This window comes from Variovorax sp. GW821-FHT09D05 (assembly GCF_059416325.1).
Genome location: NZ_JBWKOZ010000001.1, coordinates 687067 through 711118 on the forward strand (window position 1 = coordinate 687067; position 24052 = coordinate 711118).

The following is a 24052-nucleotide window of genomic DNA, read 5'->3' on the forward strand; positions in this document are numbered from 1 at the left end:
AATGTCGGAAATCGGACGCGACCGGCGCGGAGCCTGGCGCGCGGCGCTGGCCTGCATGGTCACCCTCGCAGTGGCGATGGGCCTGGGGCGCTTTGCCTTCACACCCATGCTGCCCATCATGCTGCACGAGGGAAAGCTGGAGCTGGCGGCGGGCGGGGTGCTGGCGTCGCTCAACTACCTGGGGTACTTCCTCGGTGCGGTGAGCTGTGCCGCCATTGGCATCAAGGCGTCGAGCATGGTGCGGGGCGGGCTGGTGGCCACGGCCGCTCTGCTGATCGGCATGGGCTTGCTGCACAGCTTCACGAGCTGGGGCGTGCTGCGCACGGCGGCAGGCGTGATGAGCGCCTGGGTCTTCGTCTTCGCCTCAGGCTGGGGCCTGCGCCGGCTGGCGGAGACGAACGCGCCGACGCTGGCCGGCGTGATCTACACCGGGCCGGGAATCGGCATCGCGATGACGGGCCTGCTCGGTGGTGCGCTGGGGCGCTGGGGTTCCGAGGCGGGGTGGATCGGCCTTGGCATCCTGGCGGTCGTGCTGATCGCGGTGATCTGGCGGGTGTTCGACGACGGCGAGCGGGCATCCGCAGGTGGTGGTGCCGCTCCGGCGCCTGCTGCGGCGGTTCGCGTGGCCGGTCCGGCTGACCGTAGCGATGCGATCTGGCTGGTCGCGCTCTATGGGCTGGCGGGCTTCGGTTACATCATTACCGCCACCTTCCTGCCGGTGATCGCCCGGCAGGCGCTGCCGGGATCGCCCTGGCCGGACTTCTTCTGGCCGCTGTTCGGGCTGGCCATCATTCCGGGCGCGCTGATCGGGGCCCGCGCGCCGACGCATTGGGACAACCGGCTACTGCTGGCTTGCGCCTACGCGTTGCAGGCGCTGGGCGTCGTGCTGTCGGTGGCATGGCCGAGCATTGCCGGATTCGCGCTCGGAAGCCTGCTGCTGGGCATGCCGTTTACCGCGATCACTCTTTTTGCCATGCGGGATGCGCGCCGGCTGCGCGGCAATGCGGCTGCCGGGCTGATCGGCTACGCGACGGCATCCTATGGAGTAGGGCAGATCGTCGGGCCGCTGTTTGCGGCGCCACTGGCCCAGCGGACGGGGTCTTTTCAGCTGCCGTTGCTGGTCGCGGCGGCGGCATTGGCGCTCGGCGCGGTGCTATTCGCATTGGTTTGGTTCAAATCGCGCCAATCAATAGGTGGCTGAGCCTCGAAGCCCCTTCATTTATTACACAAATAGCATATAATTCGAGGCTCACGACCAAACGGGCGGGTACCAACCGCCCGTTTTTTTTGGTCTATGCATTCTGAGCATTCATGGCGATCTGGCATCTGTGGCGGGCGGATGGCATGAACCCAGTATTTAAAAGGCACCTTCGAACACGTGGCATTGCAGCAAATAGTGGAACAAACCGTGGCCGGTCTCGGCTATGACCTGGTCGAGATCGAACGCTCGGCCGGGGGATTGCTGCGCGTGACGATTGATTTGCCCTGGACGGCCCCCACCTTGGAAGATGCGGCTGCCGGCGTGCCCGAGCCCTTCGTGACGGTCGAAGACTGCGAGAAGGTAACGCGCCAATTGCAATTTGCGCTCGAGGTCGATGGTGTCGATTACAAGCGGCTCGAGGTGTCCTCGCCCGGTATTGACCGTCCGCTACGCAATGAGCAGGATTTCGAGCGTTTCGTGGGCGAGGTGATCGACATCACGCTCAAGGCGCCCATGGGTGCTGCGGCGGCGGGCCAGGTGTCGGCCACTCGCAAGAAGTTTCGCGGCACGCTGGAGCGTGTTGCACAGGTTGAGGGCGCTGTCGGCGCCCAGGGCTGGCAAATCGTCTGGAGCGATGCGCCGGAGCCCAAGCCGGGTCAAAAAGTGAGCAAGAAGCGCGTGCCTGCAACGCTGCAGGCGCTGGGCTTCGTGCTGGACGAGCTGCGCGAGGCGCGGCTCGCGCCTATTGTGGATTTCAAGGGCCGCAAGGCCAAAACCCAACCGGGTTTTTCGGATATTGACGACGGAACGCAGGTTCCGGACTGACTAGAGGAGTGGTGGCATGAATCGCGAAATGTTGATGTTGGTGGATGCGATCTCGCGCGAGAAGAACGTCGAGCGTGACGTGGTCTTCGGTGCGGTCGAGTCCGCTCTGGCGCAAGCCACCAAGAAGCTCCATCAGGGCGACGTGGACATTCGCGTCGCGGTCGATCGCGACAGCGGCGACTACGAAACCTTCCGCCGCTGGCACGTCGTGCCCGACGAGGCCGGCCTGCAGCTGCCCGACCAGGAAATCCTCCTGTTCGAAGCCAAGGAAGAAATGTCGGACATCGAAGTCGGCGAGTACATCGAAGAAGCGGTGGACTCGGTGCCGATCGGCCGCATCGGCGCCATGGCCGCCAAGCAGGTCATCCTGCAGAAGATCCGCGACGCCGAGCGCGAGATGCTGCTCAACGACTTCATGTCGCGCGGCGACAAGATCTTCGTGGGCACCGTCAAGCGCCTGGACAAGGGCGACATCATCGTCGAGGCCGGCCGTGTCGAAGGGCGCCTGCGCCGCAGCGAAATGATCGCCAAGGAAAACCTGCGCAACGGTGACCGCGTGCGCGCCATGATCATGGAAGTCGACCTGACGCTGCGCGGCGCGCCGATCATCCTGTCGCGCTCGGCCCCCGAGTTCATGATCGAGCTGTTCCGCCAGGAAGTGCCCGAAATCGAGCAGGGCCTGCTCGAAATCAAGAGCTGCGCCCGTGACCCGGGTTCGCGCGCCAAGATTGCCGTGCTATCGCACGACAAGCGCGTCGACCCCATCGGCACCTGCGTCGGCGTGCGCGGCACCCGCGTCAACGCCGTGACCAACGAGCTCGCTGGCGAGCGCGTGGACATCGTGCTGTGGAGCGAAGACCCGGCCCAGTTCGTGATCGGTGCGCTGGCCCCGGCCAACGTGTCGTCGATCGTGGTGGACGAAGAAAAGCACGCCATGGACGTGGTGGTCGACGAGGAAAACCTCGCCATCGCCATCGGCCGCGGCGGCCAGAACGTGCGCCTGGCTTCCGACCTCACCGGCTGGAAGATCAACATCATGGACGCCAACGAGTCGGCCCAGAAGCAGGCGACCGAAACGGACGCCAGCCGCAAGCTCTTCATGGAAAAGCTCGACGTCGACGAGGAAATCGCCGACATCCTCATTTCGGAAGGCTTCAACAGCCTCGAAGAAGTGGCCTATGTGCCAATTTCCGAAATGCTGGAAATCGAGGCCTTCGACGAAGACACCATCAATGAGCTGCGCTCGCGTGCCAAGGATGCGCTGCTGACCATGGAAATCGCCAAGGAAGAGGGCGTCGAGGCCCAGTCGACGGTGTCGCAAGACCTGCACGACCTCGAAGGCCTGGACCCCGAGCTGATTCCCAAGCTGACCGAAGCGGGTGTGAACACCCGTGACGATCTTGCCGACCTCGCGGTCGATGAACTCACCGAGATCACCGGCCAAAGCGCCGATGACGCCAAAGCCCTCATCTTGAAAGCCCGCGAACACTGGTTCGCCGGCCAAGAGTGACGGTCATGGAGGCACGAAACCAATATGTCCAGTACCACTGTCGCCGAGTTCGCGAACGAGCTCAAGAAGACTCCCGAAACCTTGCTTGACCAGCTCAAGAGCGCAGGTGTGCCCAAAGCGGCCGCCACCGATGCGCTCACCGAGGCTGACAAGCAGCGCCTGCTCGGCCACCTGAAGGCCAGCCACGGCACCGTCGAGCCCGAGCGCAAGAAGATCACGCTGACCAAGAAGTCGACCAGCGAGATCAAGCAGGCCGACGCCACCGGCCGCGCCCGCACCATCCAGGTCGAGGTGCGCAAGAAGCGCACCTTCATCCAGCGCGAAGACGGCCATCCCGCCACGCCTGAGACGGCGCAGCAAGTGGCCGAGGCACCTGCCGCCGCGCCCGCCGCTCCCCGCATCGACGAAGCCGAACTGGCCCGCCGCGAGGAAGAAGCGCGCCGCCAGGCCGAGCTGATCCGCCGCCAGGAAGAAGAGCTGGCTGAAAAGCGCCGCCTGCGCGAAGAAGCCGAAGCCCGCGAACGCGAGCAGGCCGAAAAGGCTGAGAAGGCTGAGCAGGAAGCCGCACGTGTCGCCGCCGAAACCGCCGAGAAGAAGGCCGCTGCCGCAGCAGCTGCCGCCGCCGCGAGCGCAAAGGACAGCACCACGGCCACCAAGCCGGCGGCTGCCCCCGCGCCCGCCGTGACGGCCGCCGCTGCTGCTGCAGAGCAGAAGGCTGCCGACACCAAGCTCGCCGCGCAAACTGCTGCGACGCAGGCCAAGGAAGACGCGAAGGCCAAGGCCGCCGCCGAATCGAAGGCCCGCGCCGACGAAGAAGCCGCACGCGCCAAGGATCTCGACGAGCGTCGCCGCAAGGCCCTTGCCGAAGCCGAAGCCATCCGCGCCATGATGAACGCACCGGCCCGCGTGCTGGTGCCGCACAAGGCACCCGAGAAGCCGCAGCCCGAGAAGGCCGCGGTCAAGGGCACGCTGCACAAGCCGACCGCGCCCGCAGCGCGTGCCGGCGCACCTGCCGCTCCCGGCGCTGCAGCAGCTGCACCCGGCGCTGCCGGTGCCGCAGGCAAGGAAGTCAAGTCCGCCAAGCTCTCGTCGAGCTGGGCTGGCGATCCTGCCAAGAAGAAGGAAATCAAGACCCGCGGCGATGCCAGCGGTGGTGTCGGTCGCGGCAACTGGCGCGGAGGCCCGCGCGGTCGCCGTGGCAACGACCGCGGCGGTCACGACGAGCAACATGCGCCGGCCGCACCGGTCGAGGCGCGCATTCTCGAAGTGCATGTGCCCGAAACCATCACGGTGTCCGAGCTCGCGCACAAGATGGCCGTCAAGGCGCAAGAGGTCATCAAGCAACTGATGAAGCTCGGCCAGATGGCGACTATCAACCAGTCGCTCGACCAGGACACCGCAATGATCCTGGTGGAGGAAATGGGCCACAACGCGGTGGTTGCCGCGCTTGACGACCCGGAAGCCTTCACCGACGAGGACGTGTCGGCGCAAACCGCCGAAGCCCTGCCGCGTGCACCGGTCGTGACCGTCATGGGTCACGTCGACCACGGCAAGACCTCGCTGCTCGACTACATCCGCCGCGCCAAGGTCGCAGCCGGCGAAGCCGGCGGCATCACGCAGCACATCGGCGCCTACCACGTGGAAACCGATCGCGGCATGGTGTCGTTCCTCGACACCCCGGGTCACGAGGCCTTCACGGCCATGCGTGCTCGCGGTGCGCAAGCTACCGACATCGTGATCCTGGTGGTGGCGGCCGACGACGGCGTCATGCCCCAGACCAAGGAAGCCATCAAGCACGCGAAGGCGGCTGGTGTGCCGATCGTGGTTGCCATCAACAAGGTGGACAAGCCCGACGCCAACCTGGACCGCGTGAAGCAGGAACTGGTGGCCGAAGAGGTCGTCCCCGAAGAGTACGGCGGCGACGTGCCGTTCGTGCCGGTGTCCGCCAAGACGGGCCAGGGCATCGACGACCTGCTCGAACAGGTGCTGCTGCAGGCCGAAGTGCTGGAACTCAAGGCGCCGGTGGATGCCGCCGCCAAGGGCCTGGTCATCGAAGCCCAGCTCGACAAGGGCCGCGGCCCGGTTGCTACCGTGCTGGTTCAGTCCGGCACGCTCAAGACCGGCGACGTGGTGCTGGCTGGCTCGACCTATGGCCGCGTGCGTGCCATGCTGGACGAAGACGGCAAGTCGACCAAGACCGCAGGCCCGTCGATCCCGGTCGAAATCCAGGGTCTGACCGAAGTGCCGCAAGCGGGTGACGAGTTCATGGTGATGAGCGACGAGCGCCGTGCGCGCGAAATCGCCACCTACCGTGCCGGCAAGTTCCGCAACACCAAGCTGGCGAAGGCCCAGGCCGCGAACCTGCAGAACATGTTCACCGACCTGTCGGCGGGCGAAGTGCAGACGCTGCGCATCATCATCAAGGCCGACGTTCAGGGCTCGCAGGAAGCTCTGGCGCAATCGCTGCTCAAGCTGGCGACGGACGAAGTCAAGGTGCAGGTGGTGTACGCCGGCGTGGGTGGTATCAGCGAAAGCGACATCAACCTCGCCATCGCCTCCAAGGCGGTCGTGATCGGCTTCAACGTGCGTGCCGATGCCGGTGCGCGCAAGCTGGCCGAGAACAACGGCGTGCAGCTGAACTACTACAGCATCATTTACGACGCCGTGGACGAGATCAAGGTCGCGATGTCGGGCATGCTGGCACCGGAGCGCCGCGAAGAAATCATCGGCTCGGCCGAAATCCGCACGGTGTTCGTGGCCTCGAAGATCGGTACCGTTGCAGGTTCCTACATCACTTCGGGCTCGGTCAACCGCACTGCGCATTTCCGCCTGCTGCGTGACAACGTGGTGGTCTACACGGGCGAAATCGACTCGATCAAGCGCATGAAGGACGATGTGCGCGAAGTCCGCGAAGGTTTTGAGTGCGGTATCAAGCTCAAGAACTACAACGACATCAAAGAGGGCGATCAGCTCGAATTCTTCGAGATCAAGGAAATCGCCCGGACGCTGTAAGCGTTCCATGCGAGAAAGTCCATGCCGAAGAGAAAAGCCGCCGCCCCCAACCGCGCGTTCAAGGTTGCCGATCAGATCCAGCGCGATCTGACGGAGCTGATCGCGCGCGAGTTGAAGGACCCGCGCGTGGGCATGGTCACGATCCAGGCCGTCGAGGTCACGCCCGACTATGCGCACGCGAAGATTTTCTTCAGCCTGCTCACGGGCGACGTGGCCGAGACCACCGAAGCGCTGAACCAGGCCGCGGGCTTCCTGCGCAACGGCCTGTTCAAGCGCCTGCACATCCACACCGTGCCCACGCTGCACTTCCTGTTCGACCGCACCACCGAGCGTGCAGCCGACATGAACGCGCTCATCGCGCAAGCCGTCGCTTCGCGCTCGAAAGACGACTAGCCATGAACGCGCCACGCACAAGGGTGCAGCGGCGCCCTGTGCATGGGGTGTTGTTGCTCGACAAGCCGCTGGGACTCTCCAGCAACCAGGCCTTGCAAAAGGCCAAGTGGTTGCTGCGCGCGGAAAAAGCAGGCCACACCGGCACGCTCGATCCGCTCGCCACCGGTGTCCTGCCGCTGTGCTTTGGCGCGGCCACCAAATTCAGCCAGTTGCACCTCGATGCCGACAAGACCTATGAGGCCACGGCTCGCCTGGGCATCAAGACTGCCACGGGCGATGCCGAGGGCGAAGTGATCGCCGAGCGGCCGGTGCACGTCACGTCTGAAGACCTGGCGCGCGTCGAGGCGCAGTTCACCGGCCCGATCCGCCAGGTGCCCCCGATGCACAGCGCGCTCAAGAAGGACGGCAAGGCGCTGTACGAATACGCGCGTGAAGGCGTCGAAGTCGAGCGGGCACCGCGCGACGTCGTGATCCACAAGCTCGAACTCAGCGCGATCGGCGACGACGTCATCCGTATCCTGGCCTCCGTCAGCAAGGGCACCTACATCCGCACCCTCGGCGAAGACATCGGCGAGGCGCTTGGGTGTGGTGCACACCTGAGCTCGCTGCGCCGGACCGCCACGGGCGGCTTCGTCGAGGCCCAGTGCATCACGCTCGAAGCGCTCGAAGCCATGGACGAGGAAGAGCGCCTGGCACAACTCCTGCCTGCCGAAGCCCTGGTGGACGGCCACAGCCGCGTCACGCTCGGCGCGGAAGATGCGGCACGTTTTCTTTCGGGTCTGCGCCGCCGTGGCGGCTGGGCCGATGCCGATGAGGTGGCCGTGTTCGGCTCCGACCCGCAGGCGTTCCTGGGCACAGCCCATGTAACGGCCGGCGAATTGATCCCGGGGCGCTTGCTGAACCCCATCGAAATCCAGCAAATTCTTTTGAACGCACAACAGACCGAAGCGACACCATGAGTACCAAGCAAATTCGCAATATCGCCATCATTGCCCACGTGGACCATGGCAAGACCACGATGGTCGACCAATTGCTGCGCCAGTCCGGCACCTTCGCCGAGCACGAGAAAGTGGTCGACACGGTGATGGACAACAACGCCATCGAAAAGGAACGTGGCATCACGATCCTGGCCAAGAACTGCGCCGTGACCTGGGAAGGCACGCACATCAACATCGTCGACACCCCGGGCCACGCGGACTTCGGCGGTGAAGTGGAACGCGCGCTGTCGATGGTCGACGGCGTGGTGCTGCTGATCGACGCACAGGAAGGCCCGATGCCGCAGACGCGCTTCGTGACCAAGAAGGCGCTGGCCCTCGGCCTGAAGCCCATCCTCGTGGTGAACAAGGTCGACAAGCCGGGCGCCAACCCCGACAAGGTGGTCAACGCCGCCTTCGACCTGTTCGACAAGCTCGGCGCGACCGACGAACAGCTCGACTTCCCCGTGGTGTACGCCTCGGGCATCAACGGCTGGTCGTCGCTGGAAGAAGGCGCGCAGGGCGAGCAGTGGGGCCCCGACATGTCGGCCCTGTTCAACACCATCCTGAAGCACGTGCCGGCGCAAAAGGGCGATCCCGCCGCGCCGCTGCAACTGCAGATTTCTGCGCTCGACTTCTCGACCTTCGTCGGTCGCATCGGCGTGGGCCGCATCAGCCAGGGCACCCTGAAGCCGATGATGGACGTGGTGGTGATGGAAGGCCCGGACGGCAAGGCCATCAAGGGCCGCGTCAACCAGGTGCTGACTTTCCAGGGCCTGGACCGCGTGCAGGCCACTGAAGCCGGCCCGGGCGAGATCGTGCTGATCAACGGCATCACCGACATCGGTATCGGCGTTACCGTGACCGACCCCGCGAACCCCGCGCCGCTGCCGATGCTCAAGGTCGACGAACCGACCCTGACGATGAACTTCTGCGTCAACACCAGCCCGCTGGCCGGCCGCGAAGGCAAGTTCGTCACCAGCCGCCAGATCTGGGACCGCCTGCAGAAAGAACTGCAGCACAACGTTGCGCTGCGCGTGAACGAAACCGACGAAGAAGGCATCTTCGAAGTGATGGGTCGCGGCGAACTGCACCTGACCATCCTGCTGGAAAACATGCGTCGCGAAGGCTATGAAATGGCCGTGTCGAAGCCGCGCGTGGTGTTCCGCACCGTCAACGGCGAGAAGCACGAGCCGATCGAACTGGTGACGGCCGACATCGAAGACCAGCACCAGGGCGGCGTGATGCAGGCACTGGGCGAGCGCAAGGGTGAACTCGTCAACATGGAACCGGACGGCCGTGGCCGCGTGCGCCTCGAATACCGCATTCCGGCGCGCGGCCTGATCGGCTTCACGAACGAATTCCTGAACCTGACGCGCGGCTCGGGCCTCATCAGCAACATCTTCGACAGCTACGAGCCGCACAAGGGCGACATCGGCAGCCGCAAGAACGGCGTGCTGATCTCCATGGACGACGGTGAAATCTTCACCTACGCCCTGGGCAAGCTGGACGACCGCGGCCGCATGTTCGTGAAGGCGAACGATCCGGTGTACGAAGGCATGATCGTCGGCATCCACAGCCGCGACAACGACCTGGTGGTGAACGCCACGCGCACCAAGCAGCTGACGAACTTCCGCGTCTCGGGCAAGGAAGACGCGATCAAGATCACGCCCCCGATCGAACTCACGCTCGAATACGGCGTGGAATTCATCGAGGACGACGAGCTGGTCGAAATCACGCCCAAGAGCGTGCGCCTGCGCAAGCGCTACCTGAAGGAACACGAGCGCAAGCGCGCCGGCCGCGATACGTCGCAAGGCTGATCGACTCCGTCGATTTGCCATGCGCCTGACGCACGGCGGCGCCGTCTGGCTGATGGTCGTCGTGACCCTGATGTGGGGCACGGCGGGCGTCGTCACCCGCCACCTGGCGCAGGCGCACAGTTTCGAGATCACCTTCTGGCGCAGCCTCTTCACGACGCTGGCGCTGCTGGTGATCTTGCCGCTTTGGCGAGGCCGCGCCGTGTTCTCGCAACTACGCCGCGGCGGGCGCGAACTCTGGATCTCGGGCGTGTGCTGGGCCGTGATGTTCACGGCCTTCATGGTCGCGCTCACGCTGGCTTCGACGGCCAGCGTGCTCGTCACCATGTCGCTCGGGCCGCTGCTCACCGCGCTGGCGGCGCGCTTCTTCATCGGCCATAAGCTGCCCGCGCGCACCTGGCTGGCCATCGTGGTCGCGGGTGCGGGCATCGGCTGGATGTACGGCACGCAGCTCATGCAGGGCGGGGGCGGATCGCTGGCCGGCACGCTGCTCGCGCTGTGCGTGCCGCTGGCGGGCGCGGCCAACTGGACCGTGGTTCAGCACGCGCAGGCGAAGGGCCACAAGGTGGATCTGGTGCCCGCGGTGCTCATCGGCGCAGTGCTCACGGCGCTCTTCACGCTGCCCTTTGCATGGCCGTTCCAGGCGAGCGCGCACGACCTTGGACTGCTGGCCTTTCTGGGCGTGTTCCAGCTCGCCATTCCCTGCGTTCTGTCGGTGTTGTGCGCCCAGGTGCTGAAGGCGCCTGAAGTCGCGTTGCTGGCCTTGCTGGAAGTCATTTTCGGCATCGCGCTGGCTTGGATCGGTGCGGGCGAGCAGCCCGCAGCGAGCGTACTGACCGGCGGGGCGCTGGTCATTGGCGCGCTGGTGTTCAACGAACTGCTGGCGCTGCGCGGTCGGCGCACCACGGTCGCCGACACCGCGGTGCCGGGCGCGCACTGATCGACTGGCGCTTCTGCCTACTGCGGCATGGCCGCGTCGGTGACGCCCATGCTGCTCAGCCGCGCTTCGAGCACCTTGCGCACGAAGGTCTTCGGAAAGTCGTCGCTGACGCGCCAGTTGCCGTTGTCTTCCACGAAGGTGAATTCTCCGGTCACGGGCAACGAGGTGTCGCTGCCCGAGAGGGCGCCCAGCAGGCTGTCGTTGTATTCGATGACCAGTGGGCAGGCGTGGCCCGCACCGTCGTCCAGCTTGCGGCAGGGGCCCGTGGGCTCGATCTCGGCGATCTCGCGCGAACGGTTCGGGTCCTTGCGCACCAGGCCCGAGTCGGTGCGCGGGCGCATGCGCATGGCCGAAGCCGACCGTGCCGCGCTCAACGGCGCTGCGCCTTCGCGGAAGGCTTTTTCCATCGCCTCGCGGCCGATGGGCTCGGCGTTGTAGAGCGGTCTGCCATCGGCGTCGAGGTGCCCGAAGCGTGCCTCGACGATGGCTACGTCCGCGCCGCGCACCACCATCTCGTCGCTCTTCGGCTCCGTGGGACCGATGGTGTACGCCATGGGTTCCTTGCTGTCGCCCCGCGTCATGACCGCCACGCAGCCTCGCACGCGCTCCGGCTTGCGGTAGCCGACTTCGCGCATGCTGCCGACGGAGGGCGTTTCGATCACGGTGCCGGCGTTCGGGTCGAGGTGGCGCATGCGCACGTCCATGGTCACGCGGCGCATGAGGCTGTCGAGTGTCTTGCGCGTAGAGGCGGCGTCGCAGGCGGGCACGCTCGCCGGGGCGAACAGGTACCAGCCGAGGCCGCCGCCGATCACCGCCACGGCCAGGATGAACTTCCACGCGCCGATGCGGCGGCTGCGTTGCGCGCGAGCCTGCCATGCCTTGATGGCCTGCTCGTCGGCCTCGATCAGGGCCTGTGCCTCGTTCACGATGCGCGTGCGCTCGGCGGCCATGGCAAAGGCCGGCTCGGCGGCGACCTGGGCGCGCAGGGCGTCGAAGCGTTCCTTTTCGAGCGGGCCTTCGGTTGCCAGCCAGGCCAGCGTGGCCACGGGTGACGCAGCCACGGTGCCCACGACCGGCGTTTCCGTCAGCGCCATGTCGCGCGTCTCGGCGTCGATGAGGCTGTCCCTGAAGAGCACCTCGATTGCCTCGTGCGTGATGCCTTGCCCGGCCAACTCGATGAGGTCGTCGGCATCGATGGCGGTATCCGCCGCGTCGTCGGCGTGCGGGGCGTCGTCGCCGATCTTGTCGAGCGCCGCGTTCTGTTCTTCCTCGGTGACCAGGCCGCGTACGCGCATCCAGGCCAGCGCATGGGCCGGGCTCGGGAGCGGGGGAAGGGCGGCGGTTTCGGGGTGGGCGCGCGCGGCGTCGTGCTGTGCGTCGCTGATCAGGCCCTGGGTCAGCAGGGCGAGGAACGCATCCGGATTGGCGTCAGGGCTCATGCGGGGATTCTGCCGTGGGTGGTGCGGCCTCTACACCGGGAAACGCCGGGAAAAGCCGATAAAAGAAAACGCCGGCAGGCGCCGGCGTTCTTGTGTCAGATCCGTGATGGATCAGGGACGAGCGACTTTCCAGGCGCCGTTTGCCACGCCGTCGCCGGTCTTGTCACCGGGCTTGGCATCTTTCGCCCAGTAGTACAGCGGCCAGCCCTTGTAGGCCCACTGGCGCTTGCCGTCTTCGCGAATGATGATGGTGTAGCCGCCGATGGGCTTGGCGGTGTCGGCCACGCTGAGCGCGGGCCAGTTGGCGGCGCACTGGGCGTTGCAGGCGGAGGTGCCGGAGCCGGCGGTGTCCTTGGTGAAGGTGTACAGCGTCATCCCGTTCGGTCCGACCAGCACGCCGTCGGCGGTGCGGGTTGGCGTGTCGGGGGCGCTGGCGGTCTTGTTGGACATGCCGCCGCAGCCGGCGAGCAGGGCCGCCGCGAGGATCGAGGCGCTGAGCAATTTCATGCAGTTTCTCCTTCAGTTGAAAAATCGCGAAAACAAGCCAGGTGACGGAAAGCCAGGCAATGTGATTGCGCGACCGGCAGTTTATGCGGTCGTTACGACAAATCGCGGTAGGCCAGCGTCGCAAGTTTGAGCAGAACTTCTCGCGGCAGCTTGCCGGCGAGGGCATAGCCGAAGCCCTGGTCGACCCAGTAGAAGCTGGGCACGGGGCCTTCGGAGGCGAAGCGGAAGGCGGTTTCGCGTGCGGCGGTGGCTCCGGCGGCATTGGCGTCCAGCGTGCCGATGTAGAGCGTCACGCGCTCGCCGGCCGCATCTTCGAACATGAATTGGGCGCGCGCGCCGGTTTCCCCGGGCAGCAGGCGGCCGCCGACCAGGGTGTAGCCCTGGGTGGAGAGGTCGGGCACCTTCAGCGGCCTGTCGAGGCGCCTGGAGAGCCACTGGACCAGGTGCTGCTGCTCGGAGGCGGCCACTTCGACGGGATGTCTTTTCTCGGGTGCGTAGACGGCGTGCGCGACAGAGGCGTCGTGCACGAATTCGCGCACCGCCGGCACCTTGGCCAGTTGCATGCCGCCGCGCGGCGCGGACCATTGGGCATTCCCGAGCCAGCCGGCAGCAAAGGCGATCAGCAGACCTGCCGCCATGCCGCCCCAGCGAAGCCAGGAGACGTGCCGCGCCGTTCGCGGCAGATGCCGATCGAGTGCGCCCATCAGGGCCGCGGGAACCGGTTCGTCGAGCAGTTCGCCATGCAGCCGGCGCAAGGCATCGCGCTGCGTGTGCCAGGCAGCGACCTTGGCGGCCACGGCGGGATTGCTGGCAATGGCTTCCTCGACCGCGCCATGACGATCGGCGGTCAACTGGCCATCGACCCAGGCGTGCAGCTCGTCGTCGGTAGGGGGCGGGGCGGGGCGGCTCATGGTGCGGCGGGTTTCATTTGAGGCGGCGCAGGCCGGGGCGAACGGGCGCCGATGCGCCGTCCATCAGTTCCTGCAGCCGGACGCGGGCGCGCGACAGGCGCGACATCACCGTGCCGGCCGGGATGCCGAGCACCTTGGCCACTTCGGCATACGACAGGTCTTCGAGCGTCACCAGCAGCAGCACGGCGCGCTGTTCGTCCGGCAACTGCATCAGGCAGCGCTGCAGGTCGAGGCTGGTGCCCTGGTCGTGACCAGGATCGACGCCGCCCTGCAGTTCGTGCGGCAGGTCTTCGAGCGATACCACGGCATGGGGTGGTGGCGTGCGGCGCACCTGGCTCGCGAAGATGTTGTGCATGACGGTGAAGAGCCACGCGCGCAGGTCGCTGCCCACCACCCACAGACGCCACTTGCTGCAGGCGCGCTCCAGCGTGTCCTGCACGAGGTCGTCGGCCGCCCACGCATTGCCCGTGAGTGCCCGCGCATAGCGGCGCAGGCTCGGGATGTGCTCGACCAGCAGGCGGGCGTCCATGGGGCGTGGATCGGTCGGTCAGGGTTTGGCGGTTTTCCAGGTGCCGTTGACGCCGTCACCGGTCTTGTCGCCCGGCTTGGTGTCCTTGGCCCAGTAGTACAGCGGCCAGCCCTTGGCGGCCCATTGTTTCTTGCCGTCGTCGCGGGTGACGATGGTGAAGTCGCCGCTCGGCTTGTCGCTGTCGGCGGCCATGAAAGGTGGCCAATTGGTGGCGCAGCCGCCATTGCAGACCGACTTGCCGTTGCCGGCCGTGTCCTTGCCGAAGGTGTAGAGCGTCATGCCGTTCGCACCGACTAGCGCGCCGTCGGCGGGCTTGGGCTGGGCGAAGGCGGGGAGCGCGAGAACGGCGCTCAGCAATACGGCGGAAGATGCGCGAAAAGGCGACATGGAAAGACTCCTGGGTTGTGTGTGGCGACACCGGTGGTCCGGTGACAACCGCACAAACGCCCGCAGCCCGTCTTTTATTCCATTGCCCGCAAAAAAGATTCAGCGGCTGCGGTTCTTCATTGCGCGCTCGACTTCGCGCTTGCCTTCGCGGTCCTTGATGGTGTCGCGCTTGTCGTGCTCGGCCTTGCCCTTGGCGAGCGCGATCTCGCACTTCACCTTGCCGGCCTTCCAGTGCAGGTTGAGCGGCACCAGCGTGTAGCCCTTTTGCTCGACTTTGCCGATCAGGCGACGGATTTCGTCCTTCTTCAGCAGCAGCTTCTTGGTACGGACCGAATCGGGGTTGACGTGGGTGGATGCGCTCTTGAGCGGGTTGATCTGGCAACCCACGACGAACAGTTCGCCATTGCGGATTACCACGTAGCCGTCGGTGAGCTGCACCTTGCCTTCGCGCAGCGATTTGACTTCCCAGCCTTCGAGGACCATGCCGGCCTCGAAGCGTTCTTCGAAGAAATAGTTGTACGCGGCCTTCTTGTTGTCGGCGATGCGGGAGGAGGTATCTTGTTTCTTTGTGGCCATGACTCGGGAATGTGGGGGCTGCATGGCTTCAATACAATCCGTCGCGCACGCTGTGTCGATTCTATGAAAACAGTCAACAAGTCCGTCCTCATCTGGTACAGCGCCGAAGAGATGTATGCGCTCGTCACCGATGTGGCGAGGTATCCGCAGTTTCTTCCCTGGTGCGACAAGGCCCGCATCATCGAGCAGGACGAGGCCGGCATGACGGCCGAGGTCGGCTTGGCCTTTGCCGGTTTGCACCAGAGCTTTACCACCCGCAACACCCATGTTCCGGGGCGCGAGGTGCAGCTGAAGCTGGTCGATGGGCCGTTCTCCAACCTCGACGGCAAGTGGAAGTTCGTGCCCGTGGGCGAGCAGGGCGAGCGCGCCTGCCGCGTCGAGCTGCACATGAGCTACGGCTTCAGCAATTTCGCGCTGCAGGCGCTGGTCGGACCGGTGTTCGACACCATCGCCTCCAGTCTTGTCGAAGCCTTCGTCAAGCGCGCCGAGCACGTCTACGGCGCAACCTGATGACCATCGAGGTCACGCTGAGCTGCTCGCCCGCGGCACGCGAGGTGTTCGAGCAGGTGCTGCAGCTCTTGCCCGAGACAACACTGGCCGATGCGGTACGGGCCAGCGATCTTTCGCTGCGTTTTCCGGACCTGGATTGGCGTCATGCGATGACGCCGGGCATCTGGGGCAGGGTGGTCGAGTGGGACCAGGCCCTGAAGGACGGCGACCGCATCGAGCTGTGCCGCCCTCTCGCAGTGGACCCCAAGGTGGCGCGCCGGGAGCGCTTCCAGCGCCAGGGCTCGAAGGGAACCGGCCTGTTCGCGAATCGCCGCAAGGGCGGCAAGGCCGGCTACTGAGCTCGAGCTGCCGGGCTACTTGCAGTCGCTGTTGATGACCGTCTGAAGGCGCTTCTGCTCGGCGGCGCGCGCGGCGTCGTCCATGATCTCGCGCTCGCCCTGCGAATTGACCTTGGCAATGCGCATGCCGCTGTCGACGGTGGCTTTGCCCTGGCGTGCGAGAGCGCAGTTGTCGGCCTTGGCCTTTGCGACCTTGGCGGCTTCTGCGGCTTCCTTGGCCTTTGCTTCGGCCTCGGCCTTCTTGGTCTTTTCCTCGAGTTCCTTGTCGACACCAGTCGGCTTCGGCGTGCCCGCCGTCTTGGCCGGTGCAGTTGCCTCGGCCGGCGTACCTTCAGCGGGCGGCGCATCGACGTTGGGGTTCGCAGTGGAGCGCGCCGCTGGCGGCGGGCCCACGCGGCGCAGGATGTTCTTCTCGGGCACATCGGGCGGTGGCGCCTGATCGCTGAAGACCTTCTTGCCGTTCTTGTCGAGCCATTGCCATTGCGCGCTTGCCGAAAGCGGCAGCGCAACGACACATCCCAGTACCAGCCAGTGCACGAATTTCATCCCCGAAGTTTAGCCGGGCCTTACTTTTTGCAACATCCCGCTTAGGTAGTTTTGCAACGCCCATGAAAAGCCCGGGCCGGCGAACAGGCCGGGCGCCTCGTTACAATCCGTCTTTTGGAGCTTCACCCATGCGCCTTCTCGGCAAAGCGCTCACCTTCGACGACGTGTTGTTGGTGCCAGCGTTCTCCCAGGTCCTGCCCAAGGACACCTCTCTCGCCACCAAACTCTCCCGCAACATCACGCTGAACCTGCCGCTCGTCTCGGCGGCCATGGACACCGTGACCGAAGCCCGCCTGGCGATCGCCATCGCGCAAGAGGGCGGCATCGGGATCGTTCACAAGAACCTCACCGCGCAACAGCAGGCCGCCGAAGTGGCCCGCGTGAAGCGCTACGAGTCGGGCGTTCTGCGCGACCCGGTGGTGATCACCCCGACGCACTCGGTGCGCCAGGTGATGGCGCTGTCAGACCAGCTCGGCATCTCGGGCTTCCCGGTGGTTGACGGCGGCAAGGTCGTTGGCATCGTGACGGGGCGCGACCTGCGCTTCGAGAACCGCTATGACGTGCCGGTCAGCGAAATCATGACCCAGCGCGAGAAGCTCATCACCGTGCCCGACGGCACCACGCTGGCCGAAGCCAAGGCATTGCTCAACAAGTACAAGCTCGAGCGGCTGCTCGTCATCAACGGCGACTGGGAGCTCAAGGGCCTCATCACCGTCAAGGACATCACCAAGCAGACCAGCTTCCCCAATGCAGCACGCGACGCCAACGGCCGCCTGCGCGTGGGCGCTGCGGTCGGCGTGGGCGACGGTACCGAAGAGCGCGTCGAAGCCCTGGTGAAGGCCGGCGTCGACGCCATCGTGGTCGACACCGCCCACGGCCATAGCTTTGGCGTGATCGAGCGCGTGCGCTGGGTCAAGAAAAACTACCCGCAGGTCGAAGTCATCGGCGGCAACATCGCCACCGGCGACGCCGCGCGCGCGTTGGCCGACGCCGGCGCCGACGCGGTCAAGGTCGGCATCGGCCCGGGCTCCATCTGCACCACCCGCATCGTGGCCGGCGTGGGCGTGCCGCAGATCATGGCGGTCGACAGCGTCGCTACCGCGCTGCAGGGCACGGGCATTCCGCTGATCTCCGACGGCGGTGTGCGCTACTCGGGCGACATCGCCAAGGCCATCGCGGCCGGCGCGAGCACCGTCATGATGGGCAGCATGTTCGCCGGCACCGAAGAGGCACCGGGCGAAATCGTTCTGTATCAGGGCCGCAGCTACAAGAGCTACCGCGGCATGGGCTCCATCGGCGCGATGCAGCAGGGCAGTGCCGACCGGTACTTCCAGGAATCGACCACCGGCAACCCCAACACCGACAAGCTGGTGCCCGAAGGCATCGAAGGCCGCGTCCCCTACAAGGGCTCGATCGTCTCCATCGTCTACCAGATGGCCGGCGGCGTGCGCGCCAGCATGGGCTACTGCGGCTGCGCGACCATCGAGGACATGCAGAACAAGGCCGAGTTCGTCGAGATCACCACGGCCGGCATCCGTGAGAGCCACGTCCATGACGTGCAGATCACGAAGGAAGCGCCGAACTACCGCGCTGAGTAGTCTGGCCCCCACGCTCCCCCACTGCGTGTGGGTCGCTGCCCCCGAGGGGGCCGCAGGCCGCCTTGGGGCGGCCCGGCGCCGGCCTGAAGCCCATTCTGGCCAGACCTTGAAAGTCAGGCCAGAATGGGTTTAGAATTTGGGCCAGATTCAAATTTTCTGGCCCAAATGCAATCCATCGGTATCGCTGAAGCCAAGAACAACTTCTCGGCCCTGATCGACCTGGTCGAAAAGGGCGAGGAGGTTCGCATCACCCGCCACGGCAAGGAAGTCGTGCGCATGCTGCCGGTGCGCCGCAAGCCGGTCATCACCGACGAGCAGATCGAGCGCGAACTCGGCCAGATCGACGCGCTGCACGCCACCATCCAACCCGGCCTGCCATTGCGCGCCTTGCTCGACGAAGGGCGCCAATCGTGACAGCCTTCGTCATGGACGCCTCCGTCACCGCCGCCTGGCTGCTGCCCGACATGGCCAGCGAACACACCCGCAAGCTCTACGCCGCCATCCGCCGCGACGAGGTCGAGCCGCAGGCGCCCAACGCCTGGCAGTGGGAGTGCGCCAACATTCTTGCCAATGGCGTACGCAGCGGCCGCATTCCGGCGTCCGCGGTCGAAGGGCTGTGGAGCGTGCTCGACGCCATCCGCCATCGCGTCGAGCTGCATGAACTCGCGCCGGCCCAGCACAAGGCTGTGCTCGCGGTCGCCATCGATGCCGGCGTCTCTCTCTACGACGCGGGCTACCTCTGGCTCGCCAAGTCGCTCAATCTCCCGCTCGCCACCTTCGACGAGCACCTCATCCAGGCGGCGCCGCAAGCGGGCGTCAAGCTGTTCGACATTTCAACGCTCTGAGTCCTTTCGCCATGCAACACGACAAGATCCTCATCCTCGACTTCGGCTCGCAAGTCACGCAGCTCATCGCACGCCGCGTGCGCGAGGCGCACGTGCTGAGCGAAGTGCACCCCTGCGACGTTACCGATGAATGGGTGCGCCAATACGCCGCCGACGGCCACCTCAAGGGCGTGATCCTTTCCGGCAGCCACGCCAGCGTGTACGAAGAGACCACCGACAAGGCACCGCAGGCCGTGTTCGACCTCGGCGTGCCCGTGCTCGGCATCTGCTACGGCATGCAGACCATGGCGCACCAGCTCGGCGGCAAGGTCGAGGGCGGCCACAAGCGCGAGTTCGGCTTCGCGGCCGTACGCGCCCATGGCCACACCGCGCTGCTGAAGGACATTGCCGACTTCACCACGCCTGAAGGCCACGGCATGCTCAACGTGTGGATGAGCCACGGCGACAAGGTCACCGAACTGCCACCGGGCTTCAAGCTCATGGCAAGCACCGACAGCTGCCCCATCGCCGGCATGGCCGACGAGGCGCGCCGCTACTACGCGCTGCAGTTCCACCCCGAAGTGACGCACACCGTGCAGGGCAAGGCGATCATCGAGCGCTTCGTGCTCGGCATCTGCGAAGCCAAGCCCGACTGGGTCATGCGCGACCACATCGCCGAAGCCGTCGAGAAAATTCGCGAGCAGGTGGGCGACGAAGAAGTCATCCTGGGCCTCTCAGGCGGTGTGGATTCGAGCGTGGCAGCCGCGCTCATCCACCGCGCCATCGGCGACCAGCTGACCTGCGTGTTCGTCGACCACGGCCTGCTGCGCCTGAACGAGGGCGACATGGTCATGGAGATGTTCGAAGGCAAGCTGCACGCGAAGGTGATCCGCGTCGATGCCAGCGACCTGTTCCTCGGCAAGCTCGCAGGCGTGAGCGACCCTGAAGCCAAGCGCAAGATCATCGGCGGCGAGTTCGTCACCGTGTTCAAGCAGGAGGCCGCCAAGCTCAAGGCGGGCGACGGTGGCCACAAGGGTGCGACCTTCCTGGCGCAGGGCACTATCTATCCCGACGTCATCGAGTCTGGCGGCGCCAAGAGCAAGAAGGCCGTCACCATCAAGAGTCACCACAACGTGGGCGGCCTGCCCGAGCAGCTTGGCCTGAAGCTGCTCGAACCGCTGCGCGACCTGTTCAAGGACGAAGTGCGCGAACTGGGCGTGGCACTCGGCTTGCCGCCCGAGATGGTGTATCGCCATCCGTTCCCTGGCCCGGGCCTGGGCGTGCGCATCCTCGGTGAAGTGAAGAAGGAATACGCCGACCTGCTGCGCCGCGCCGACGCGATCTTCATCGAAGAGCTGCGCAACTTCACCGACGCCGAAACGGGCAAGACCTGGTACGACCTCACGAGCCAGGCCTTTACCGTGTTCCTGCCCGTGAAGAGCGTGGGCGTGATGGGCGACGGCCGCACCTACGACTACGTGGTGGCACTGCGCGCCGTGCAGACCAGCGACTTCATGACGGCCGACTGGGCCGAGTTGCCGTACGCGCTGCTCAAGAAGGTGTCGGGGCGCATCATCAATGAAGTGCGGGGCATCAATCGTGTGACCTACGACGTGTCGAGCAAGCCGCCGGCGACGATCGAGTGGGAATGATTTGCCGCATTTCGCGGACATGCGTCTGCCATAGGTAGGCCGGGCTTCCGGCCTACCACTTCGGTCAGAAACTCGCCTTCAGACCCACCGTCAGCATCCCGCCCTTGGCCTGCTTCGACAGCTTGCCGAAGTAGTCGTAGTCCGCGGTGATGGCAAGGTTCTGCGTCACGCGGTACTCCGCGCCGAAGCCCGCCATCACGCCGGTCGAACTGCCCGAGATGCGCTGGTTGATCGGCACCCAGTTGTTGTCGCCGGAAATGCGTCCACGCGAGACACCGAGGCGGCCGTTGATGGCGAAGGAATCGCCCAGCGGCAGGCGCGCGGTGGCGGCTGCGTAGAAGACCTGGCCCGTGCCGCTTTGCAGGCGGGAGTAGGCGCCGCCCGAGCTCCACTGGCTTACGCGGCCGAGGCGCGCGTAGCCGGCTTCGACGCCGAAGTTTTCCGTCAGCCTGTAGCCGCCGTAGAGCTTGTAGGCCGTGCCGGCCTTGCTGCTCTTCTCGCCGCCCCATGGCACGGGCACGCGGTTGGACGACGGCAGGCTGTAGCTCGAGCGGCCGATGGCGCCGCCTACATAGAGTCCGGTATCTGCGTTCGGAGCGGCGGCGTGCGCGCCGATGGCAGTGGTGCCGAGCAAAAGTGCGGCGAGGGCAGAGCAGGCAAGCGAATGCTTCAAGATGAAATTCCTGGTTGGATCTGTTGAGATTTGTGCGACGCGTGACCGGCTGTTTGACCCGGTCACCGGCGTGCGACGATTCTCAAATTCCAATCTGAAGAAGAGCTTTGTGCTTGCTGAAGGGCTCATGAAGCGCACTCTCGATGCGCGATGATCGGAGCAATGCCAGAACAGCTTTTTCTTCCCGGAATCGATCCCCCGCCGCGGCCCCTGCCGCGTCCACGAAGCAAGGTGCTCCGCAAGGAACCACTGCCGCACGCACTCTTTTTCGCACTGCTCCCCGACATGCAAGACGCCGCGATGATCGCCGCGCTCGGCGAGCGCATGAATTCGCAACACGCCCTGAAGGGAACGCTGGTCGAGGCGCATCGCCTGCATGTCACGCTGTTCGATCTCGGCGACTACGTGCAGGTGCCGGCCGACAAGGTGGCGCAGGCTTCGAACGCTGCTGCCTCGGTGCCCATGCCGGCATTCGATGTCGCTTTCGAGAAATCCATGAGCTACGCGAAAGGCGCGCTGGTGCTGTGCGCCGATGATGAGGAGAGCGTCTCAGCCCTGCGGGCTTTCAGGCAGCGTCTGGGCGAGGCACTGGCCGATGCCGGCCTGAAACCCTCGCGCTCATTCGCGCCGCACATGACCGTCGCCTACGCGCGGCGCAAGCTCGAGAAGCACGCGCTCGAAGCGCCAGTCCGGTGGACCGCAGGTTCACTCGTTCTGATCGACAGTCACGTCGGCGAGGGCGTGCACGAGGTGTTGGGCCGGTGGCCTGACAACACTGCGGTCGCCTGAGGCGAGCGTGCGGGGGCTCCCTGCCAGTCGCGATCAATCGCCGTCCGCGAAGTTGTCGAACAGCAGCCCGCGCAGCCATTGGTTGCCCGGGTCGCGGTGCGCCTTCGCGTGCCAGAACAGATTGATCGCAATCTGCGGCAGTGCCACCGGGTGAGGGCGCCACACCAGCCCGAAAGGCTCGGCGATGCTCTGCGCGAGCCGCTCGGGCACGGTCGCGATCATGTCGCTGGAGCGCAGGATGTGGCCGATGGCCACGAAGTGCGGCACCTTGAGCTTGATACGCCGGTGAATGCCCTGAGCCGCCATCACGTCGTCGGCCTTGCCATGGCCCGTGCCGGCCGCCTGCACCTGCACGTGGTCGGCCGCGCTGAAATCCTTGAGCGACACGCTGCGCTTGCGTGCGAGCGGATGCTCCTTTGAAAAGATGCACACATAGCGCTGCAGGAACAGCCGGCGCTGGAACACGCCGGCTTTCAGCTGCGGCAGCAGGCCGATGGCGATGTCGACGTGGCCGGCTTCCAGCTCATCGCGCAGGCTGGCCGCGGTGTTGTTGCGCACCGTGCTGATGGTCACGCCGGGCGCTGCCACTGACAGCGCCTCCATCAGCCGTGGCGTGAAGTAGATCTCGCCGATGTCGGTCATCGCGAGCGTGAAGCCGCGCGTGCTCGTGGCGGGGTCGAACACCACCTGCTGGTTGAGCGCAGTATGCAGCGCACCCATCGCGTAGGCGACAGGCTCGGCCAGCTGCAGCGCGAAGGGCGTGGGCTCCATGCCGCGCGCGGTGCGCAGGAACAGTTCGTCGCCCAGCAGCTTGCGCAGCCGCGCCAGCGCATTGCTGATGGCCGGCTGCGAGAGCCCGAGCGACTCGGCCACGGCCGACACGCGCTTCTCGGCCAGCATGCGGTCGAACACGAGCAGCAGGTTGAGGTCGATGTCCTTGAGTTGCATGGCGCACCTTTATTCATCGTGGTGATGCAGAGGATTCACCAAATTCTATTGGTGAATCGGCAGCGGCCGCGCATCATCCGGCCCCAGAGACAAGCCGGCCATGACGCCGGCGTAAGAGAACCCCACGATGGACCTGCATATTCACCCCCTTGCCCGCACCCTCGAAGTTCGCCCCGGCGCGAACCTGCTCGAAGTGCTGCGCGAGCACCATGTGCCGGTGTCGTACAGCTGCATGTCGGGGCGCTGCGGCACCTGCCGCTGCAAGGTGGTTTCGGGCCAGGTGCTCGACGCTGGCCAGGACGCGATCCGGCCCGACGGGCAAGGCGAGCGCTACGTGCTGGCCTGCCAGAGCACGCTGACCGAAAGCTGCGCCATCGAGATCCCGGAGCCCGACGAAGTGGTGGTACACCCGGCGCGCATCCTCAAGGCCACTGTCACGGGCATCGACGTGCTCACGCATGACATCCGGCGCTTGCGCCTGAAGCCGAACAAGCCGTTGGAGTTTTCTCCAGGCCAGTATGCGCAGCTGCAATTCGCGCCCGACCTGGCGCGGCCGTATTCGATGGCGGGGCTGAGCCACGACTCGGAGCTTGAATTCCACGTGCGCAGGGTGCCCGGCGGGCGAGTCACGGCGCACATCTTCGAGCAACTGTGCGTAGGCGATTCGGTGCGGGTGAGCGGGCCGTTGGGCACGGCCTACCTGCGCACGAAGCATCGAGGGCCGATGCTCTGCGCAGCGGGTGGCACGGGGCTGGCGCCCATCCTGTCGATCGTCCGGGGCGCCATCGCGGCGGGGCTCAAGCAGGCCATTCACCTCTACCTGGGCGTGCGCTCCGATGCCGACGTCTACGGCCTGCAGGAACTGCGCGAGCTGCAGGCGCAGCACCCTGGCCTGAACGTGCATGTGGTCGTCGTCACCGGCCCAGCGCTCGACGGCCAGCGCATCGGCCTTATCACCGACGCCATTCGCGCCGACTGGCCCGGCAGCCTCGATGGCTGGCGCGCCTACCTCTGCGGCTCGCCGCCGATGGTCGAGGCCGTGACGCAACTGGTGCGCGGTCGCGGCCTTGCCCCCGAGCAAACCCATGCCGATGCCTTCTACCTGCAAGGCACCTGAAGCGAAGATCCACGAGAAAAGAAAAGGAGACCCGCG

The 24052-nt window shown here is 65.8% G+C and carries 26 protein-coding genes; 17 read left to right on the forward strand and 9 right to left on the reverse strand.

Translation table 11 applies throughout. The features are described from left to right. The first annotated feature begins 1 nt into the window (after position 1). The 8 genes from AC07O3_RS03290 to AC07O3_RS03325 all read left to right on the forward strand — a co-directional run bounded on the left by AC07O3_RS03290 (position 2) and on the right by AC07O3_RS03325 (position 10672). A complete protein-coding gene (locus tag AC07O3_RS03290) occupies positions 2-1201 on the forward strand; it encodes a YbfB/YjiJ family MFS transporter (RefSeq protein WP_093074585.1) in 1200 nt (399 codons plus the stop codon). 177 nt (positions 1202-1378) lie between these two features. After that, positions 1379-2026 carry a ribosome maturation factor RimP gene (gene rimP, locus AC07O3_RS03295; RefSeq protein ID WP_495338558.1) on the forward strand — a complete coding sequence of 216 codons (648 nt, stop codon included), beginning with the start codon at positions 1379-1381 and terminating at the stop codon, positions 2024-2026. Between the two features lie 16 nt (positions 2027-2042). After that, positions 2043-3536 carry a transcription termination factor NusA gene (nusA, locus tag AC07O3_RS03300; RefSeq protein WP_093054760.1) on the forward strand — a complete coding sequence of 498 codons (1494 nt, stop codon included), beginning with the start codon at positions 2043-2045 and terminating at the stop codon, positions 3534-3536. A gap of 24 nt (positions 3537-3560) precedes the next feature. Beyond that, positions 3561-6548, forward strand: a complete 2988-nt coding sequence (gene infB, locus AC07O3_RS03305; RefSeq protein WP_093054762.1) for a translation initiation factor IF-2 — start codon at positions 3561-3563, stop codon at positions 6546-6548. A gap of 21 nt (positions 6549-6569) precedes the next feature. Beyond that, positions 6570-6941, forward strand: a complete 372-nt coding sequence (gene rbfA, locus AC07O3_RS03310; RefSeq protein WP_062479819.1) for a 30S ribosome-binding factor RbfA — start codon at positions 6570-6572, stop codon at positions 6939-6941. A 2-nt stretch (positions 6942-6943) separates the two neighbouring features. After that, positions 6944-7900 (forward strand): tRNA pseudouridine(55) synthase TruB, encoded by a 957-nt coding sequence (gene truB / locus AC07O3_RS03315; RefSeq protein ID WP_495338559.1) that lies wholly within the window; start codon positions 6944-6946, stop codon positions 7898-7900. Beyond that, a complete protein-coding gene (gene typA / locus AC07O3_RS03320; RefSeq protein WP_093054766.1) occupies positions 7897-9735 on the forward strand; it encodes a translational GTPase TypA in 1839 nt (612 codons plus the stop codon). Before truB ends, typA begins: the two co-directional genes overlap by 4 nt. A 19-nt stretch (positions 9736-9754) precedes the next feature. Continuing rightward, positions 9755-10672, forward strand: coding sequence for a DMT family transporter (locus tag AC07O3_RS03325; RefSeq protein WP_093173862.1), 918 nt, complete (start codon positions 9755-9757; stop codon positions 10670-10672). 17 nt (positions 10673-10689) lie between these two features. On the opposite strand, the gene AC07O3_RS03330 is transcribed toward AC07O3_RS03325, so the two are convergent. The 6 genes from AC07O3_RS03330 to smpB all read right to left on the reverse strand — a co-directional run bounded on the left by AC07O3_RS03330 (position 10690) and on the right by smpB (position 15021). Next, positions 10690-12111 (reverse strand): hypothetical protein, encoded by a 1422-nt coding sequence (locus AC07O3_RS03330; RefSeq protein ID WP_495338560.1) that lies wholly within the window; start codon positions 12109-12111, stop codon positions 10690-10692. Between the two features lie 111 nt (positions 12112-12222). Beyond that, positions 12223-12618, reverse strand: coding sequence for a COG4315 family predicted lipoprotein (locus tag AC07O3_RS03335; protein ID WP_258355062.1), 396 nt, complete (start codon positions 12616-12618; stop codon positions 12223-12225). A gap of 92 nt (positions 12619-12710) precedes the next feature. After that, the gene (locus AC07O3_RS03340; RefSeq protein WP_495338561.1) at positions 12711-13529 is read right to left on the reverse strand and encodes an anti-sigma factor family protein; all 819 of its coding nucleotides are present in this window, start codon (positions 13527-13529) and stop codon (positions 12711-12713) included. Between the two features lie 13 nt (positions 13530-13542). Next, positions 13543-14058, reverse strand: a complete 516-nt coding sequence (locus AC07O3_RS03345; RefSeq protein WP_495338562.1) for an RNA polymerase sigma factor — start codon at positions 14056-14058, stop codon at positions 13543-13545. A gap of 18 nt (positions 14059-14076) precedes the next feature. Then, positions 14077-14445: a COG4315 family predicted lipoprotein gene (locus AC07O3_RS03350; RefSeq protein ID WP_495338563.1), complete on the reverse strand. Its 369-nt coding sequence runs from the start codon at positions 14443-14445 to the stop codon at positions 14077-14079. Between the two features lie 99 nt (positions 14446-14544). After that, positions 14545-15021 carry an SsrA-binding protein SmpB gene (smpB, locus tag AC07O3_RS03355; RefSeq protein WP_007832247.1) on the reverse strand — a complete coding sequence of 159 codons (477 nt, stop codon included), beginning with the start codon at positions 15019-15021 and terminating at the stop codon, positions 14545-14547. A gap of 63 nt (positions 15022-15084) precedes the next feature. Between smpB and AC07O3_RS03360 the strand changes: the two genes are divergently transcribed. Together AC07O3_RS03360 and AC07O3_RS03365 are read left to right on the forward strand one after the other, a co-directional pair. After that, complete coding sequence (locus AC07O3_RS03360; protein WP_258355058.1) at positions 15085-15531, forward strand: type II toxin-antitoxin system RatA family toxin; 447 nt, start codon at positions 15085-15087, stop codon at positions 15529-15531. Next, a complete protein-coding gene (locus AC07O3_RS03365) occupies positions 15531-15869 on the forward strand; it encodes an RnfH family protein (protein ID WP_426393002.1) in 339 nt (112 codons plus the stop codon). Before AC07O3_RS03360 ends, AC07O3_RS03365 begins: the two co-directional genes overlap by 1 nt. A gap of 15 nt (positions 15870-15884) precedes the next feature. Here the strand turns inward: AC07O3_RS03365 and AC07O3_RS03370 are convergent, their stop codons facing one another. Then, a complete protein-coding gene (locus tag AC07O3_RS03370) occupies positions 15885-16415 on the reverse strand; it encodes a DUF4124 domain-containing protein (RefSeq protein WP_093074568.1) in 531 nt (176 codons plus the stop codon). A gap of 128 nt (positions 16416-16543) precedes the next feature. Between AC07O3_RS03370 and guaB the strand changes: the two genes are divergently transcribed. From guaB to guaA, 4 genes are all read left to right on the forward strand, one after another. Beyond that, positions 16544-18013 (forward strand): IMP dehydrogenase, encoded by a 1470-nt coding sequence (guaB, locus tag AC07O3_RS03375; protein ID WP_093054786.1) that lies wholly within the window; start codon positions 16544-16546, stop codon positions 18011-18013. A 165-nt stretch (positions 18014-18178) separates the two neighbouring features. Then, complete coding sequence (locus AC07O3_RS03380) at positions 18179-18427, forward strand: type II toxin-antitoxin system Phd/YefM family antitoxin (RefSeq protein ID WP_093074566.1); 249 nt, start codon at positions 18179-18181, stop codon at positions 18425-18427. Between the two features lie 11 nt (positions 18428-18438). After that, on the forward strand, positions 18439-18858 hold the full coding sequence (locus tag AC07O3_RS03385) for a type II toxin-antitoxin system VapC family toxin (protein ID WP_093054789.1): 420 nt from the start codon (positions 18439-18441) through the stop codon (positions 18856-18858). An 11-nt stretch (positions 18859-18869) separates the two neighbouring features. Beyond that, positions 18870-20489, forward strand: a complete 1620-nt coding sequence (gene guaA, locus AC07O3_RS03390) for a glutamine-hydrolyzing GMP synthase (protein ID WP_093173852.1) — start codon at positions 18870-18872, stop codon at positions 20487-20489. Positions 20490-20553: 64 nt separating this feature from the next. Here guaA and AC07O3_RS03395 read toward each other — a convergent pair whose 3' ends face one another. Continuing rightward, on the reverse strand, positions 20554-21162 hold the full coding sequence (locus AC07O3_RS03395; protein ID WP_495338564.1) for a porin family protein: 609 nt from the start codon (positions 21160-21162) through the stop codon (positions 20554-20556). A 1-nt stretch (position 21163) separates the two neighbouring features. Between AC07O3_RS03395 and AC07O3_RS03400 the strand changes: the two genes are divergently transcribed. Then, positions 21164-21316, forward strand: a complete 153-nt coding sequence (locus AC07O3_RS03400; protein ID WP_177142293.1) for a hypothetical protein — start codon at positions 21164-21166, stop codon at positions 21314-21316. 8 nt (positions 21317-21324) lie between these two features. Continuing rightward, entirely contained in the window at positions 21325-21951 is a 627-nt protein-coding gene (locus tag AC07O3_RS03405; RefSeq protein ID WP_495338565.1) for a 2'-5' RNA ligase family protein, read from the forward strand. Positions 21952-21984: 33 nt separating this feature from the next. Here the strand turns inward: AC07O3_RS03405 and AC07O3_RS03410 are convergent, their stop codons facing one another. Further along, a complete protein-coding gene (locus tag AC07O3_RS03410; RefSeq protein ID WP_093054799.1) occupies positions 21985-22899 on the reverse strand; it encodes a LysR family transcriptional regulator in 915 nt (304 codons plus the stop codon). Between the two features lie 127 nt (positions 22900-23026). Between AC07O3_RS03410 and AC07O3_RS03415 the strand changes: the two genes are divergently transcribed. After that, a complete protein-coding gene (locus tag AC07O3_RS03415) occupies positions 23027-24016 on the forward strand; it encodes a 2Fe-2S iron-sulfur cluster-binding protein (RefSeq protein WP_495338566.1) in 990 nt (329 codons plus the stop codon). The last annotated feature ends 36 nt before the right edge of the window (positions 24017-24052 follow it).